General features: G+C 72.1%; 16 protein-coding genes. 9 read left to right on the forward strand and 7 right to left on the reverse strand.

Annotation, left to right across the window (positions count from 1 at the left end):
• Positions 1–3: 3 nt before the first annotated feature.
• The 6 genes from ABEA26_RS12035 to ABEA26_RS12060 all read left to right on the forward strand — a co-directional run bounded on the left by ABEA26_RS12035 (position 4) and on the right by ABEA26_RS12060 (position 7504).
• The gene (locus ABEA26_RS12035) at positions 4–969 is read left to right on the forward strand and encodes an SCO2522 family protein (RefSeq protein WP_345591801.1); all 966 of its coding nucleotides are present in this window, start codon (positions 4–6) and stop codon (positions 967–969) included.
• 1 nt (position 970) lies between these two features.
• On the forward strand, positions 971–1951 hold the full coding sequence (locus ABEA26_RS12040) for an SCO2521 family protein (RefSeq protein ID WP_345591802.1): 981 nt from the start codon (positions 971–973) through the stop codon (positions 1949–1951).
• Between the two features lie 73 nt (positions 1952–2024).
• On the forward strand, positions 2025–3203 hold the full coding sequence (locus ABEA26_RS12045; protein WP_345591803.1) for a hypothetical protein: 1179 nt from the start codon (positions 2025–2027) through the stop codon (positions 3201–3203).
• Positions 3204–3363: 160 nt separating this feature from the next.
• Entirely contained in the window at positions 3364–5469 is a 2106-nt protein-coding gene (locus ABEA26_RS12050) for an MMPL family transporter (protein ID WP_345591805.1), read from the forward strand.
• Between the two features lie 67 nt (positions 5470–5536).
• Positions 5537–6823, forward strand: a complete 1287-nt coding sequence (locus ABEA26_RS12055) for a sensor histidine kinase (protein WP_425587820.1) — start codon at positions 5537–5539, stop codon at positions 6821–6823.
• A 3-nt stretch (positions 6824–6826) separates the two neighbouring features.
• Positions 6827–7504, forward strand: a complete 678-nt coding sequence (locus ABEA26_RS12060) for a response regulator transcription factor (RefSeq protein WP_345591806.1) — start codon at positions 6827–6829, stop codon at positions 7502–7504.
• Here the strand turns inward: ABEA26_RS12060 and ABEA26_RS12065 are convergent.
• The 3 genes from ABEA26_RS12065 to ABEA26_RS12075 all read right to left on the reverse strand — a co-directional run bounded on the left by ABEA26_RS12065 (position 7492) and on the right by ABEA26_RS12075 (position 10118).
• A complete protein-coding gene (locus ABEA26_RS12065; protein ID WP_345591808.1) occupies positions 7492–8988 on the reverse strand; it encodes an alpha/beta hydrolase in 1497 nt (498 codons plus the stop codon). The two genes, ABEA26_RS12060 and ABEA26_RS12065, sit on opposite strands and share 13 nt — an antisense overlap.
• Positions 8989–9093: 105 nt before the next feature.
• Positions 9094–9303, reverse strand: coding sequence for a DUF397 domain-containing protein (locus tag ABEA26_RS12070; RefSeq protein WP_345591810.1), 210 nt, complete (start codon positions 9301–9303; stop codon positions 9094–9096).
• The gene (locus tag ABEA26_RS12075; protein ID WP_345591811.1) at positions 9285–10118 is read right to left on the reverse strand and encodes a helix-turn-helix domain-containing protein; all 834 of its coding nucleotides are present in this window, start codon (positions 10116–10118) and stop codon (positions 9285–9287) included. Before ABEA26_RS12075 ends, ABEA26_RS12070 begins: the two co-directional genes overlap by 19 nt.
• Positions 10119–10439: 321 nt before the next feature.
• Between ABEA26_RS12075 and ABEA26_RS12085 the strand changes: the two genes are divergently transcribed.
• From ABEA26_RS12085 to ABEA26_RS12095, 3 genes are read left to right on the forward strand one after another with little or no spacing between them, the layout of a single operon-like run.
• The gene (locus tag ABEA26_RS12085; protein ID WP_345591827.1) at positions 10440–10655 is read left to right on the forward strand and encodes a hypothetical protein; all 216 of its coding nucleotides are present in this window, start codon (positions 10440–10442) and stop codon (positions 10653–10655) included.
• Positions 10656–10678: 23 nt separating this feature from the next.
• Positions 10679–11428: a DNA repair protein RecO gene (recO, locus tag ABEA26_RS12090; protein WP_345591813.1), complete on the forward strand. Its 750-nt coding sequence runs from the start codon at positions 10679–10681 to the stop codon at positions 11426–11428.
• 50 nt (positions 11429–11478) lie between these two features.
• Positions 11479–12330: an isoprenyl transferase gene (locus ABEA26_RS12095; RefSeq protein ID WP_345591814.1), complete on the forward strand. Its 852-nt coding sequence runs from the start codon at positions 11479–11481 to the stop codon at positions 12328–12330.
• Positions 12331–12427: 97 nt separating this feature from the next.
• On the opposite strand, the gene ABEA26_RS12100 is transcribed toward ABEA26_RS12095, so the two are convergent.
• The 4 genes from ABEA26_RS12100 to ABEA26_RS12115 all read right to left on the reverse strand — a co-directional run.
• A complete protein-coding gene (locus ABEA26_RS12100) occupies positions 12428–12847 on the reverse strand; it encodes a Fur family transcriptional regulator (protein WP_345591816.1) in 420 nt (139 codons plus the stop codon).
• 68 nt (positions 12848–12915) lie between these two features.
• On the reverse strand, positions 12916–13818 hold the full coding sequence (locus tag ABEA26_RS12105; protein WP_345591817.1) for a metal ABC transporter permease: 903 nt from the start codon (positions 13816–13818) through the stop codon (positions 12916–12918).
• A gap of 10 nt (positions 13819–13828) precedes the next feature.
• Positions 13829–14647: a metal ABC transporter ATP-binding protein gene (locus ABEA26_RS12110; protein WP_425587821.1), complete on the reverse strand. Its 819-nt coding sequence runs from the start codon at positions 14645–14647 to the stop codon at positions 13829–13831.
• Positions 14644–15622 (reverse strand): metal ABC transporter substrate-binding protein (locus tag ABEA26_RS12115; protein ID WP_345591819.1); only part of this gene is annotated, 979 nt, incomplete at its 5' end. The genes ABEA26_RS12110 and ABEA26_RS12115, both read right to left, overlap by 4 nt.

Below are 15622 nucleotides of genomic sequence, written 5' to 3' on the forward strand. Positions count from 1 at the left end.
GCCATGACGGACGCGGTGTTCCGCGAGACCGCCGCCGAGCCGCGCACCCAGTCGGTGCCGCTGGCCCACCTCTCGCTGGAGCTGGGGCACCTCTACATGGAGGACTTCGAGGCCGGGCCCGAACGGCTGCGCCGGCACTTCACCGAAGTACGCCCCTGGGCGGAGGCGGCACGCACCGCCGCCACCGTCCGGACCGGCGGCAAACGTGCCCGGATCAGCACCTGTTTTCTGATCGACGACTACTTCACCCGCTTCTCCACCCCCGCCGAAGTCGTCCCCGTGCTCCTCGCCGAGGCCGAGCGGGCCGGGCTGACCGTCGACTACCTGGCCCGCGAGTCCGGCTGCGCCACCACCGGCAAGGTGCCCGTCGCCGAGGCGGTGGCCGGCCGCATCGTCGAGTCGCCGCCACCCGGCAGCTACGGTCTGCGCCCGCCCGCCGCGCAGACCGGCTGGCTGGCCAACGGCGAGCGCAGCCCCGTCGCCCGCGCCCCGCAGGCGATGAAACGGGCCGCCGCCTGGCAGCCGCCCCAGGAGACCGCGGCCCGCCGCCACTCCGTCTTCCTCGACGTCGAGATGTGGAGCGACGACGCCGACGGGCACCGCACCTGGTCCTGCCCCTTCCTCGCCGCCGTGTGGCAGCTCGCCCGGCTCGGACTGCTGCGCAACGAGGGCGAGGCGGTCCTCGTCCCCCAGCCGCACACCGCCACCGGCTTCCCCGAGACCTGGGACGAACTGCCCTCCCTGCTCCGGCTCAACCCCCGGGCGGACCCCTTCGCCGCCTACCGGACCTGCTCGGTCCTGCCCACCCGGTTCCTCCCCGTCGAACACGCCGTCCGCGTGATCCTCGACCAGATCGAGGTGGATCCGGGCGCGCTGGCACAGGTCGCCGAACGCTCCGGGCGCGAGCGCACCGCCGTCCCGGACTCGGTCGCCGACCGCGTCTCCTACGTCTACTACGCGGGGCTGTGACATGGGCCCGGGGGAGAGCACACCGCGCGCCGTAGTCGCCTGCGGCGAGATCCGCACCTGTCTGCTGCCCGCCCGGCAGGCCCTCGACATCCGCGCCGCCGCCCAGCTCCTGGCCCTGCGCGCCGACGAACGCGTCCTGCTCTCGGAGCGTCCCGGTCTCTACGCGCGTTCCCCCGACACCCTCACCGGCGTCGACTGCCCGCTGCCCAGCTCCAACGGCGCCCGGATCCGCGCGGTCGGTACCGTCACCGCACACGCCGCGCTCACCGAGGGGCGCGTCCTGCAGACCTCCGCCCACTTCCGCGTCCCCGCCACCGGCCCCGACCAGCGACGGCCGTGGGGCGAGTACCTGGTACGCCCCGGCGTGGTCGAGCCGCTCGGGAAGCTGCCCGCCGAGGCGGTCGCCCAGGGCGTGCTCGGCGGCGGACGCCACGGCGACCTCGACGTCGGCCTGATCGCCGACGGGCTGCTCACCCGGCTGCTGCGCCACCCCCTGCTCGACCAGCGCCCGCCCTTCCGGTCCCGTCCCACCCGGCTGCGCTGGGTCGCCCTCCCCGCGGTCGCGGGCGGCGGCCCGTCCATCGAGCGGTTCACCCTCGCCGAGGACGAACTGCGCACCGTGCGGCTCCGGGTGCCCGAAGGCACCCCCGGCACCGACCTCGCCGCGCTCTGCGACGACCTCGCCCTGCACGACTGGCTGCTCACCACCGTCGTCCGCATGCTCGACGGCCTCCGCCTGGGCACCGGAGCCGCCGAGGACGCCACCGCCGTCGTCCGAACGCTGCGGCCGGCCGTCGACCACCTGCTGCACCTGTGGATGCCCCGGGCCAGGGTGGCCAGTGGACTGGCCCCGCTGTGGGATCCGCTGGAAGAGCGGCCCGGCTTCACCCGGCAGTGGCAGGCACTGGTGCAGCGCATCCGCGACCAGCTCACCCTGCACGCCATCCCCGCACCCCACCGGGAGGTGGAACCGGTCCCCTGACCGGGCGCCGGCGCCTCCCACGCACATCCCCGCACCCCGATCCGACGCGTATCCCAACGGGGGGAGAAGCGAGATGAGCACGGCACAGTCACCCCAGTCCGACGACCCGGTCCGCACCACGAACCCGGCCGACCCGAGGGGGGAGTCCCCATGGGCGCGCACGCTGCTGGTCGCCCTGGTCGTCGGCGCCCTCTTCTGGAGCGTCACCGCGCTGCTCGGCCCCGACGACGGAACGCTGCGGCAGTTCACGGCCGCCGTTCTCTGCGCCGGCGCCGCGGTACTCGTCCAGTACATCCTCGGCCTGGCCCCGCGACCGGACCCCCCGCGGCAGGAGCAACACCCCCCGCGGCTGGAGGAACACACCCGCCGGCTGGAGGAACACACCCGCCGGGTGGAAGAACACACCCGCCGGACGGAGAACGCGCTGGCCGAGAACAGCGCCGCTGTACGGGACGGCCTCAACCGGTACGACGACGAGCTGAAAACCGGCCTGACCCGGCACACGGAGGACGTGAAGCAGCTGGTCGAGACACACGTCACCCAGGTCGACCACGGGACCTCCGAGCCGTACCCGCAGCTCGACCGGGTCCGCATCGAGAGCCTGCCCGACCTGGCCAAGGGCTTCGCCGACGTCCTGCTGCCCGGCACCTCCATCCTGCACACCTTCGTCCACCTGGAGATGTCGCGGGTCGTCGGCCACATGGCGGACCTCACCAACCTGAGCGCCGAGTGCCCCGGTGAGAACCACGACTGGATGCTCACCCTCACCCGCGCCGCCGAGCAGTCCATCTGCGCCACCAGCACCTCCGTCGACCGGGACTTCTGGACCAGCGAACCCGCGGGCCGCTACCTCGACGCCCAGCAGGCGGCGATCGACGAACAGGGCGTGTCGGTACGCCGGCTGTTCCTGCTGGAGAGCGCGCGCGAGCTCGACGACCGGCTGCTGCGGCTGTGCGAGGAGCAGGAACTGCGGCGTATCGACGTACGCGTGGCCGTCCTGCCCGAACTGCCCCCGCACCTCCAGCGCGGCACCACCAACGACTTCATCCTCTACGACGAGGAGGTGTCGTTCGAGGTCGAGCAGGACCTGCGCGACGTCAACGTCCGCACCCGGCTCACCGCGCGCCAGGAGTACGTACGGGACCGCATGAAGCGCTTCAAGGAACTCTGGGACGCGGGCATGGGCCTGCGCGAACTGGAAGTGCGGGTCGACGCCGAGGAGGACGGCAACTGGATGGTCGACCGCGCCTGACCGGCGCCCCGCCCCGGGTACTCCCCGGGGAGTAGGGGCGGCCCCGCGTCACCCCGTGCAGTAACGGCCGGATCGCCCTCGCGCCCGACGTGCCGACGCCCCGCCACCGGAAGTCTGGAGACGGACAGACCAGACATCCGACCGGAGGGGAGCCCGTCACATGGGGGCAGCAAGGACACGAGGAACAACGGGCGGGGGAGCCGGCGGGACACGGCGGCGGGCCGTGCCCTGGCTGGTGCTCGGACTCTGGATCGCCGTCCTGGCGATCGCCTCGCCGTTCGCGTCGAAACTGTCCGACGTGCAGCAGGACCGCGCCGTCGACTACCTGCCGGCGAGCGCCGACTCGACCCAGGTCGCGAAGATCCAGGACCGGCTGCCGGGCGGCGAGGCCACCGAGATGGTCGTCGTCTACCACCGCGACACCGGACTGACCGCCGCCGACAAGGCCACCGCCGCCGACCAGATCGCCGAGATCGCGGGCGCGCACCCGCTGACCGACCGCCCGGAGGCCATCCCGTCCAAGGACGGCACCACCCTCATGTACCCGGTCGCCTCCACCGAGCCCGGCCAGGACGAGGAGGCCCGCGACGCACTGGTCAACGCCGTACGGGACGTCGCCGAGGGCGGCGACGGGCTGAGCGCGGAGGTCGGTGGCGCGGGCGCACTGGCCACCGACGCCGGCGAGGTCTACAACTCCCTCGACGGCCCGCTGCTCTACACCACCGCGGCCGTCGTCGCCCTCCTGCTGATCCTCATCTACCGCAGCCCCTTCCTGTGGCTCGTCCCGCTCGCCGTCGCCGGAATCGCCGACTACCTCTCCATGGGAGTCGCCTACGGCCTCAACCAGTGGTTCGGCACCTCGGTCTCCGGCCAGAGCGCCGGCATCATGACCATCCTCGTCTTCGGCGTCGGCACCGACTACGCGCTGCTGCTCGTCTCCCGCTACCGCGAGGAACTGCGCCGTATCGAACGCCCCTACGACGCCATGGTCGCCGCCCTGCGCGGCTGCGGCCCCGCCGTGCTCGCCTCCTCCGGCACCGTCGCCGCCGGACTGCTCTGCCTGCTCGCCGCCGACCTCAACTCCAGCCGCGGCATGGGCCCGCTCGGCACCGTCGGCGTGCTGTGCGCCCTGGCCGCCATGCTCACGCTGCTCCCGGCGATCCTGGTCCTGCTCGGCCGCCGCGTCTTCTGGCCGCTCGTACCCCGCTACGGCAGCACCCCCAAGGCCCGCAGGTCGCTGTTCACCGCGATGGGCAGTTCCGCCGAACGCCGGCCCCGCGCCGTCCTCGTCGGCGGCGCCGTGCTCCTGGGCGCACTCGCCCTCGGGTCGTTCAATCTCCCCGGCTCCCTCAAGCAGGAGGACACCTTCACCACCAGGCCCGAGGCGATCGCCGCCATGGAGACCCTCGCCGCCGCCTACCCGGAGCGCGGCACCCAGCCCATCACCGTCATCGCCCCCACCGACCGCGCCGACGCCGCGCTCGCCGAGGCCCGCGACACCCGAGGCGTCAAGAGCGCCGAGCGGGGCCGCACCGGCCAAGGCTGGACCGAACTGACCGTACTGGCCTCCGCACCGCCCCAGTCGGCGGCCGAGACCGCCACCATCGACGCCCTGCGCGACGCACTCGACGGCTCCTACGTCGGCGGCCCCAGCGCCCAGCAGATCGACCTGGAGGACACCAGCGCCCGGGACACCGTCGTCGTCGTACCGATCGTGCTGCTCTCGGTGCTGCTGATCCTCGCGGCCCTCCTGCGGTCACTGGTCGCGCCGCTGATCCTGGTCGCCGCCGTCGTCGCCGTGTGGGGTGCGGCCCTCGGCATCGGAGGGCTGGTCTTCGGGCCCCTCTTCGGCTTCGAGGGCACCGATCCGGGCCTGGGCCTGCTGTCCTTCGTCTTCCTGGTGGCACTGGGCGTCGACTACGGCATCTTCCTGATGCACCGCATGCGCGAGGAGTCCCTGCGGGGCGCCGAACCCACGCGGGCCGCGCTCACCGCGCTGCGTGCCACGGGCGGTGTCATCGCCTCCGCCGGACTCGTCCTCGCGGCCACCTTCGGGGTGCTCACCAACATGCCGATGGTGCAACTCGTCGAGCTGGGCTTCGTCATCGCGGTCGGTGTCCTCCTCGACACCTTCCTGGTCCGCACCTACCTGGTCACCAGCGCGAGCGTCGTCCTGCGGCGCCGGGTGTGGTGGCCGGGCCGCCTGTCCCGGGCGCCCGAGGGGGAGCCCCTGCCGGCGGCGGAGCGAGAGCCCGCCGGTGTCTGAGGTGCCCGACGACCGGAGTGCGCCCCTCCTCTCCCGGAGGGGCGCGTCCGTCAAGGAGGATGGCCGCGTGCAGGCAACGACTCCGGCGGCGTCCCGGCCGTCCCGCCCCGGTGAGCGGATCATGGCCGCGATCAACCGCGACCCGCTCACCGCCCCGCACCGGGACCGCAACGACGCCGTGCTCGCCGTGTTCCTCGCCGCGGCGGCGGCCTGTGTCGCGCTGCTCACCGACGAGGGCCGTCGCCCGGACGCGGTGGGTTGGACGCTGCTGCTCGTCGCCCACGTGCCGCTCGTGCGGCGCAGGCACCGTCCCCTGCTGGTGCTCTGCCTGGTGGCCGCTCCGGTCGCCGCCTTTCACGCCCTCGACTACAACCACTCCGCGCCCGGCCCCGCGACCATGACGGCCCTCTACACACTCGCGGCGACCGGCACGGTGCGCCGCACCCTGGTCGTCGGCTTCGCAGTCATCGGCGTGGGGCTGTCCATGAACGCCGTCACCAACCCCGACGGCATGGTCGAGCTGCTCCGGATCACCGGCTGGGTCGTCGCGGTCCTGTTCTGCGGCATCGACGTCCGCTTCTACCGGCACTACGTCGCCTCCATCGTCGAACGCGCCGAGCGCGCCGAACGCACCCGTGAGGAGGAGGCCCGGCGCCGCGTCGCCGAGGAACGCCTGCGCGTCGCGCGGGACCTGCACGACCTGCTCGCGCACAGCATCACCCTCATCGGCGTGCAGACCTCCGTCGCCGCCCACGTCCTGACCGCCGACCCCGAGCGTCTGGACCGGGCCGCCGTCGCCAAGGCCCTCGACGACATCGCCGAGACCTGCCGGAGCGCGCGCGGCGAACTGCGGACCACGCTGGAGGTCCTGCGGGGACAGGACGCGCCGGATGCCCGAGGCCCGCTGCCCGGACTGCACGGCCTGCCCGACCTGGCCGAGGCGGCCCGGCTGGCCGGAGCCCGGGTGGACCTGTCGGTACGCGCCGACGGCGTCCCGCCCGCGGTCGGCGCCGCCGCCTACCGCATCGTGCAGGAGGCGCTGACCAACGCCGTACGCCACGCGGGCCCGGAACCGTCCGTCCACGTCGAGGTGCACGCGGAGCGGGGCGTCCTGCGTTTGGCCGTCACCGACGACGGCACCGGCTCCGACGACCACGGCGGCATCCCCGGCTTCGGCCTCGTCGGCATGCGCGAGCGGGCCCGCAGTGTGGGCGGCACCTTCGACGCCGGGCCGCGGGGCGGGGGCGCCGGCGGCTTCGAGGTGACGGCCGTACTGCCGACACCCACGGCGTCGGCGGCACCCGCGCCGCCCGCCGCGCCCCTGACGACCGCGACCACGCAGAGAGACGGCTGACGGATGACCATACGAGTGCTGCTCGCGGACGATCAGAACCTCGTCCGTGCCGCGTTCGCCCTGCTCGTGGCGTCGGCCCCCGACATGGAGGTCGTCGGCGAGGCGGGCACCGGCCGCCAGGCCGTCGACCTGGCCCGCACGGAACGCGCCGACCTGGTCGTCATGGACATCCGCATGCCCGACCTGGACGGTATCGAGGCGACCCGGCTCATCGCGGCCGACGAGGACCTGGCCGGCGTGAAGGTGCTGGTCCTCACCACCTACGACACCGACGACAACATCGTGGAGGCACTGCGGGCGGGCGCCTCCGGCTTCCTGGTGAAGGACACCAGGCCCGCCGACCTCCTCGACGCCATCCGTACCGTGACGGCGGGCGACGCCCTCCTGTCGCCCGGCCCCACGGCACGGCTCATCGAGCGCTTCCTGCGCAGCCCTTCGACGCCGGTGACGGACGGCGGCGGCCCCGACTGCCTGTCGGACCGCGAACGCCAGGTACTCACCCTGGTCGCACGCGGCCTCAACAACACGGAGATCGCCGACTCGCTGGGACTGAGCCCTCTGACCGCCAAGACCCACGTAAGCCGCATCATGGGCAAACTGAGGGCCCGGGACCGGGCGCAACTGGTCATCGTGGGCTACGAGTCGGGGCTGGTCACGCCGGGCGCCGGCTACTCGCAGTAGGTGTCCGCGTCCGGGCGTTCTCCCGTCGCCAGGAAGTGGGAGACCGTGCGGTCGCCGCAGGCGTTGCCCTCGGCGAGGTAGGCGTCGTGGCCGGTGGAGTCCACGGTGACCATGACCGCGCGCCGGCCGAGTGCCTCCCGCATCTTCAGAGCGCCGCTGAACGGGGTGGCGACGTCCCGCTCGTTCTGGACGAGCAGGATGTTGGACGGCCCCCGGTCGGTGATGCGCACGGGCGCCTCGCGCGGCTGGTAGGGCCAGGCGGCGCACAGCATCGCGTTGCGGGGCATCCCGGCGGTGAGCGGGTACTTGGCGCGGCTCTCGTCGACGCCCTTCTGATACACGGCCCCGGACTTGGGCCAGGCGACGTCGTTGCAGAGCGTCCCGGCGCCCACGCCGGCGACGTTCTGCAGCACGTCCTCGGGCGGCGCCTCGGGCGCGGGCGGCACGGTGCCCTGCCGCGCGGCCCGCATCAGCTCGGCGAGCGCCGGGTAGCGGCTGGGGCGGTAGAGGCTGTCCAGCATCGTCTGGCGCAGCACGTTGCCGTTCAGTTCCTCCGGGTTGGCGCCGGGCCACGGGATCGGCTCGCGGTCGAGCCGGGCGGCGAGCCGCAGGAACATCGGCCGCACGTCGGCGGCCTTGCGCGCGAGGCGGTCCGGGTTGCCGGGCTTCGACGCCCAGGCGGCGAAGTGCGGGAAGACGTCCTCCACACCCTGTTCGTGCCCGGCGAGCCAGGCGCGGGCGACACGGGCGGGGTCCGGGTCGTCGACGCTGTCCAACACGACGCGGTCGGTGCGGTGCGGGAAGAGTTGCGCGTACACCGCGCCGACGTACGTCCCGTACGAGACGCCCCACGCGGAGATCTTCCGCTCGCCGAGCGCGGCCCGGAGGCGGTCGATGTCGCGGGCCTCGTTGGCGGTGCTGAGGTGTCGCATCAGCTCGCCGCCGTTGCGGGCGCAGGCGTCGGCCATGCGTTGGGCGGCGACCATGTTCCCGTCCACCGAGCCGTCGGGGGCGGGCCAGGGGCGGAGCCTGGAGGTGGCGAGGTCGCCGTACTCCAGGCCGCAGTCGACGGCGGTGGACGGTGCGAGGCCGCGCGGGGCGAACCCGATCAGGTCGTGGGTGCCCCGTACCTCCTGCGGCAGCTTCTGCCCCTTCTTCGACGGGTCGTTCAGGCTTGAGCCGCCCGGCCCGCCGGGGATGAGCAGCAGGGCCCCGCGCCGGGCGTCCGGATCCTCTGCGGGGATGCGGGAAACGGCGATGTCGATGAGCGGGCTGTCGGGGTCGGCGTAGTCCATGGGGACCTGGAGGGTGGCGCACTGCTGACGGGGGTCGGCGGCGCCGCCCTCGCAGTCCGTCCAGGTGAGGGGCTTGGACGGGCCCGTGGTCGCGGAGGCCGTCGCGGTCACGGGCGCGGTGATGCCGAGGAGGGCGGTGGACACGCCGACGATGGCGGCGTTACGGATGGTTCGAGTGCGCTGCGTCATACGGCGACCCTCGCGGATGCCCGGGGCCCTCCCCATCCGGGTAACAGCCTGAGATTCAGGGGGGATTACCCCAGTGCCACCACTCGGGGTCGCCCCTGACTCCCGTCAGTCCGTCGCCGCACGCCGCGCCAACCCGGCGACGAACCCCGTCCAGGCGGTTGGGGCGACGAGGACCACCGAGCCGTCGGCCACCTTGCTGTCCCGGACGGGGACGACACCGGGGACTCCGTCGGCGACCTCGACGCAGTCGCCGCCTTGGCCGTTGCTGTAGCTGCTCTTCGTCCAGCGGGCGTTGGTCAGGTCGTACTCGCGCATCGTCTGAAGTCCTCCGCCGCCGACTCGACCAGGGCCAGGGACGCCTCCGGCGACAGCGCGGCGACCCTGAGTAGATCGTATGTGCGCTGGGCGTGCATCACCACGGCTGGACTGTCGATGAGTGTGCCCGAATACTCCGTCTCTGTATAAGCCACCGGCGGGGCATCCTCGAAGTCCATGAGTTTCAGCATCCCGCCCATGGCCGCGTGCGCCCCCGCCTCGTACGGCAGCACCGTCACCACCGCCGTGCGCTCCCGCATCAGCCGCGTGATGTGCTCCAGTTGCGCCGCCATCCCCTGCGCTCCGCCCACCGGGATCCGCAACACGTTCTCGTGCAACGCGACCCAGTACTCGGGCCGTGCAGCGTCGTCGAGGATCAGTGACCGCTCCAGGCGGGCGGTGACGATCTCGTCGACATAGGCGTCGGACTTGAACGGGTTGGCGGCGATCGTCACCGCGCGTGCGTACTGCTGCGTCTGGAGCAGGCCAGGAACCACCGTCGGCGCGAACTCGCAGACCCGCGTGGCCAGGCGCTCCAACTCCACCACATGGGCGAAGTAATCCGCATACCGAGGATCGTCAATCAGCTTCCGGCACAGCCGCTCGAAAATACCGTCGGTTTGCAGCACTCCGTCAATCCGCTGGGCCACATCCAGCTGCGGTTTGCGAATTGCCTGTTCGAACTGGCCGATGTATCCGCCGGAGACGAATACCCGCGCTCCCAGCTCGACTTGGGTGATTCCGGCGTCCTCTCGACGGCGTTTTAGTTCAATACCGAAGAACTCCCAAGCCGCTTGCCGTGAACCGTTGGCCATAACCAACCCCCCTGTACTGACCCGCACTTGTAGTGCGCGAACTCCCCCCGATCGTAGTCACGGAGGGGCATTCTTGGGACACGAAGAGTGAAACCGTAAAGGGAAGGGGAACACGGTGGAGGCACGGCATGCGACGCCCTGCGTCGAAGAAGCGGAGGTTACGGTGAAAGAATTGCGCGCAGCGCTCACTGAGGCAGGAATTACTCTGCCGTCACTCGGGCTGGACCCGGTGAGTCTTGCGCGGGAGGCCCCCTGTCCGCTCATCGAATTGGGGCGGTGTTCCGTCGAGACCGCGCGGCGACTCGCGGCGGTGCTGCGATGATCATGCCGCCGGTCGGGTCCTACGCCGTCGACCTCCGGAGCGGGCGGGTCGGCGTCGTCATGGGACACGAGGGGCCGTACGTGCAGATGCGGCCGTACGGCGGGGGGCGGGAGTGGGACGCCGCGCCGGGTGACGTCCGTCACGCCACTCCGTCCGAGCGGCTCAGCGCGGCGACGGCGTACGCCAACGCCCGAAGCCGTGGCGAGGTGCCTTGAAGCCATGCGCGAGAATGGGCGTCATGAGTCTGTTCCGCGACGACGGCATCGTGCTGCGCACCCAGAAGCTGGGTGAGGCGGACCGGATCATCACGTTGCTCACGCGCGGTCACGGACGCGTACGCGCCGTGGCCCGCGGGGTGCGGCGGACCAAGTCGAAGTTCGGGGCGCGGCTGGAGCCGTTCTCGCACGTGGACGTGCAGTTCTTCTCGAAGGGGAGCGAGCTGGTCGGCCGTGGGCTGCCGCTGTGCACGCAGAGCGAGACCATCGCGCCGTACGGCGGCGGGATCGTCACCGACTACCCTCGGTACACCGCCGGGACGGCCATGCTGGAGACGGCCGAGCGGTTCACGGACCACGAGGGCGAGCCGGCGGTGCAGCAGTACCTGCTGCTGGTCGGCGGGCTGCGGACCCTCGCCCGGGGCGAGCACGCGCCCAACCTCGTCCTGGACGCGTTCCTGCTGCGCTCCCTCGCCGTGAACGGGTACGCCCCGACCTTCGGCGACTGCGCGAAGTGCGGCATGCCGGGACCCAACCGGTTCTTCTCGGTCGGCTCGGGCGGCTCCGTCTGCGCCGACTGCCGGGTGCCCGGCAGCGTCGTACCCTCGCCGCAGGCCCTGGAACTGCTCGGGGCGCTGCTCACGGGAGACTGGGCGACCGCCGACGCGTGCGAGCCGCGCCACGTCCGGGAGGGGAGCGGGCTGGTGTCCGCGTACCTGCACTGGCACCTGGAACGCGGCCTGCGCTCCCTGCGCTACGTCGAGAAGACCTAGCCGAGAAGTCCTGGAAGAACAGACACACAGCACGAGGAGACGAGAGACACATGGCCGTACGCGGGTTCCTGGGGCGTCAGCGCCGGGAGTACAGGTCGCCGGAGCAGCACCCGTCCGGCGCGCGGCCCCCGAACCTCGGCGAGCTGGTGCCGGAGCATGTGGCGATCGTCATGGACGGCAACGGGCGCTGGGCCAAGGAGCGCGGGCTGCCGCGCACCGAGGGCCACAAGGTCGGGGCCGAGCGGGTGGTGGACGTGCTCCAGGGCGCGATCGAGATCGGCGTGGAGAACATCTCCCTGTACGCCTTCTCCACCGAGAACTGGAAGCGGTCGCCGGACGAGGTGCGCTTCCTGATGAACTTCAACCGGGACTTCATCCGCAAGAGCCGCGACCAGCTCGACGCGCTGGGGATCCGGGTGCGCTGGGTGGGGCGGATGCCCAAGCTGTGGAAGTCGGTGGCCAAGGAGCTCCAGGTCGCCCAGGAGCAGACCAAGGACAACGACCGGCTCACTCTGTACTTCTGCATGAACTACGGCGGGCGCGCGGAGATCGCCGACGCCGCGCAGGCCCTCGCCGAGGACGTGCGGGCCGGGCGGCTCGACCCGTCGAAGGTGAACGAGAAGACGCTCGCGAAGTACCTGTACTACCCGGACATGCCGGACGTGGACCTCTTCCTGCGGCCGAGCGGGGAGCAGCGGACGTCCAACTACCTGCTCTGGCAGAGCGCGTACGCGGAGATGGTGTTCCAGGACGTGCTCTGGCCCGACTTCGACCGGCGCGACCTGTGGCGCGCGTGCCTGGAGTTCGCCTCCCGGGACCGGCGCTTCGGCGGCGCGATCCCGAACGAGGAGCTCCTCGCGATGGAGGGCGGGCCGGATCCCTCCCGCCCGTCCGGTGTTTGATCCTTCCAGCCCGTATGGGGGTGCCCCCTCTGGGGGAGTTTGAGGACGAGGCCGCCAGGCCGAAAAGGGGCCCGGGGCGAAGCCCCGGCCCCACGGCTCAGCCGCCGGAGGCGTTCGCGCAGTCCGCGCAGGTGCCGAAGATCTCCACCGTGTGCGCGACGTTGACGTAGCCGTGCTCGGCGGCGATGGCCTCCGCCCACTTCTCGACCGCGGGGCCCTCGACCTCGACCGCCTTGCCGCAGGTGCGGCAGACCAGGTGGTGGTGGTGGTCGTCGGTGGAGCAGCGGCGGTAGACGGACTCGCCCTCGGCGGTGCGCAGGACGTCTACCTCGCCGGCGTCGGCGAGGGACTGAAGGGTGCGGTAGACCGTGGTGAGCCCGACCGAGTCACCCTTGTGCTTGAGCATGTCGTGGAGCTCCTGTGCGCTGCGGAACTCCTCGACCTCCTGGAGGGCCGCCGACACGGCGGCCCGCTGCCGGGTGGCGCGGCCCTTCACGGGCGGTCCAGCGGTCGTCACCGGTACTCCTCCTCACGTCTGCCGTCTGGGGCTTGCCGGGCCATTGTGCCAGCCCGGCCGCCCGGCGGTCAGACGCCGACCTCGTCGGTGGCCCCCCGGGTGGCCGGAATCTTGCACTCCGCCGGATCGGCGGCGGCCCGCGCCGCGGTGGCCGCCCGCGCGCGTCGCCGGGCCAGTGGCGCCGCCAGCGCCGTGAGCAGGATGAACGCGCCGATGGTGAGCAGCACGATGGTCGCGCCGGGCGGCACGTCCTGGTAGTACGAGGTGACCGTGCCGCCGATGGTCACGCTGACGCCGATGGCGACGGCGATCGCGAAGGTGGCGGCGAAGCTGCGGGTGAGCTGCTGGGCGGCGGCCACCGGGACCACCATCAGCGCCGACACCAGCAGCAGCCCGACGACGCGCATCGCGACCGTCACCGTGACCGCCGCCGTGACGGCGGTGAGCAGGTTGAGCGCGCGTACCGGCAGGCCGGTGACCCGGGCGAACTCCTCGTCCTGGCTGACCGCGAACAGCTGGCGGCGCAGGCCGAGGGTGACCAGGACCACGAAGGCGGCCAGCACGCAGATCGCCGTGACGTCGGACTCGCTCACCGTGGACAGCGAGCCGAAGAGATACGAGTTCAGGTTGGCGTTGGAGCCCGTCGGCGCCAGGTTGATGAACATCACGCCGCCGGCCATACCGCCGTAGAAGAGCATGGCGAGGGCGATGTCGCCGCGGGTCCTGCCGTACCAGCGGATCAGCTCCATGAGGACCGCGCCGAGCACGGCGACCAGCGTGGCCATCCACACCGGGGACCAGGTGAGCAGGAAGCCGAGGCCGACACCGGTCATCGCCACGTGGCCGATGCCGTCGCCCATGAGGGCCTGACGGCGCTGGACCAGGTAGATGCCGACGGCGGGGGCGGTGATGCCGACCAGGACGGCGGCCAGCAGCGCCCGCTGCATGAAGGCGTAGTTCAGTATTTCCATGGGGGCCTTCTCAGCTCAGCAGTCCGGTGCGGATCGGTTCGGCGCCGGCCGCCGCGTGCGGGTGTACGTGGTCGTGGCCGGGCAGCGCGTGCTGGCCGACCGCTTCGGGGGGCGGGCCGTCGTGCAGGACGCAGCCGTCGCGGAGCACCACGGCCCGGTCGATCAGGGGCTCCAGCGGGCCCAGCTCGTGCAGGACGAGCAGGACGGTGGAGCCGGCCGCGACCTGCTCGCGCAGGGTGGCGGCCAGGACCTCCTGGCTGGCCAGGTCGACGCCCGCCATCGGCTCGTCCATGATCAGCAGTTCGGGTTCGGAGGCGAGCGCGCGGGCGATCAGTACGCGCTGGTGCTGGCCGCCGGAGAGGGCGTCCACGGAGTCCTTGGCCCTGTCCGCCATGCCGACCAGGTCGAGGGCCCTGCGTACGGCCTCGTGGTCGGCCCGGCGCAGGATGCCGAAGCGGGCCCGGGAGAGCCGGCCGGAGGAGACGACCTCGGTCACCGTGGCGGGGACGCCGCCCGCGGCCGTGGTGCGCTGCGGGACGTAGCCCACGCGCGCCCAGTCGCGGAACCGGCGCCGGGGGGTGCCGAACAGCTCGATCTTCCCGTCCGTGACCGGTACCTGGCCGATGACGGTGCGCACGGCCGTGGACTTGCCCGAGCCGTTGGCGCCGAGCAGGGCGACGACCTCGCCGCGGCGCACGGTGAGGTCGATGCCGCGCAGGACGGGGCGCGAGCCGAGCTCGGCTCGGACGCCGCGCAGGGATATGACGGGCTCGTCGACGGGCCTGCTCACGGGCTCGTTCATGCCGCTGCCCTCCAGAGGGTTGGTCATTTGGCTCCCAGAGCCGTCTGCAGTGCCTTGAGGTTGGCTTCCATGACCTGGAAGTAGTCGTCGCCGCGGGACTTGTCGGTGATGCCCTCGAGCGGGTCGAGGACGTCCGTCTCGAGGTTGGAGTCCTTGGCGACCGTCTTCGCGGTCTTGTCGCTGACGAGCGTCTCGTAGAAGATCGTGGAGACGCCGTCGGCCTTGGCCATCTTCTCAAGCTCCTTGACCCGGGCGGCGCTGGGCTCGGACTCGGGGCTGAGGCCGCTGATGGCCTCCTCGGTCAGGCCGTAGCGCTCGGCGAGGTAGCCGAAGGCGGCGTGCGTGGTGATGAAGACCTTGGTGTCCGTGTCCTTCAGGCCGGTCTCGAACTTCGTGTTCAGGTCGCCGAGCTTCTTGACCAGGGCCTCGGTGTTCTTCTTGTAGTCGGCGGCGTGGTCGGGGTCGGCCTTCTCGAAGGCCTTGCCTACGCCCTCGGCGACCTCGGCGTACTTGACCGGGTCGAGCCAGATGTGGGGGTCCTTGCCGCCGGCCTCGTGGCTGTGCTCGTGGCCGTGCTCTTCCTCGGTGTGCTCTTCCTCCGCGGCGTGCTCGCCCTCGGCGTGCTCTTCCTCGTGGGCGGCCTCGCCCTCGTGGTCGTGGCCGCCGGCCTCGGCGCCGTGCTCCTCCAGGGAGGTCAGCGTGGCCGCGTCGATCTTCGTCTTGACGCCGGACTGGCCGATGGCCTCGTCGACGGCGGGCTGGAGTCCCTCGAGGAAGAGCGCCGCGTCGGTCTCCTCCAGCTGCGCGCGCTGCTTGGTGCTGAGCTCCAGGTCGTGCGGTTCCTGGCCGGGCTCGGTGAGGCTGCTGACGTTGACGTGGTCGCCGCCTATCTCCTCGGCGAGGAAGGCCATGGGGTAGAACGACGCGACGACGTCGAACTTGTCCGTGTTGCCCGCCGCCGCACTGTCGCCCGAGCAGGCGGAGAGGGTCCCGAGGCCGAGC

It is taken from the genome of Streptomyces marokkonensis, assembly GCF_039539045.1.
GTDB classification, from domain to species: Bacteria; Actinomycetota; Actinomycetes; order Streptomycetales; family Streptomycetaceae; genus Streptomyces; species Streptomyces marokkonensis.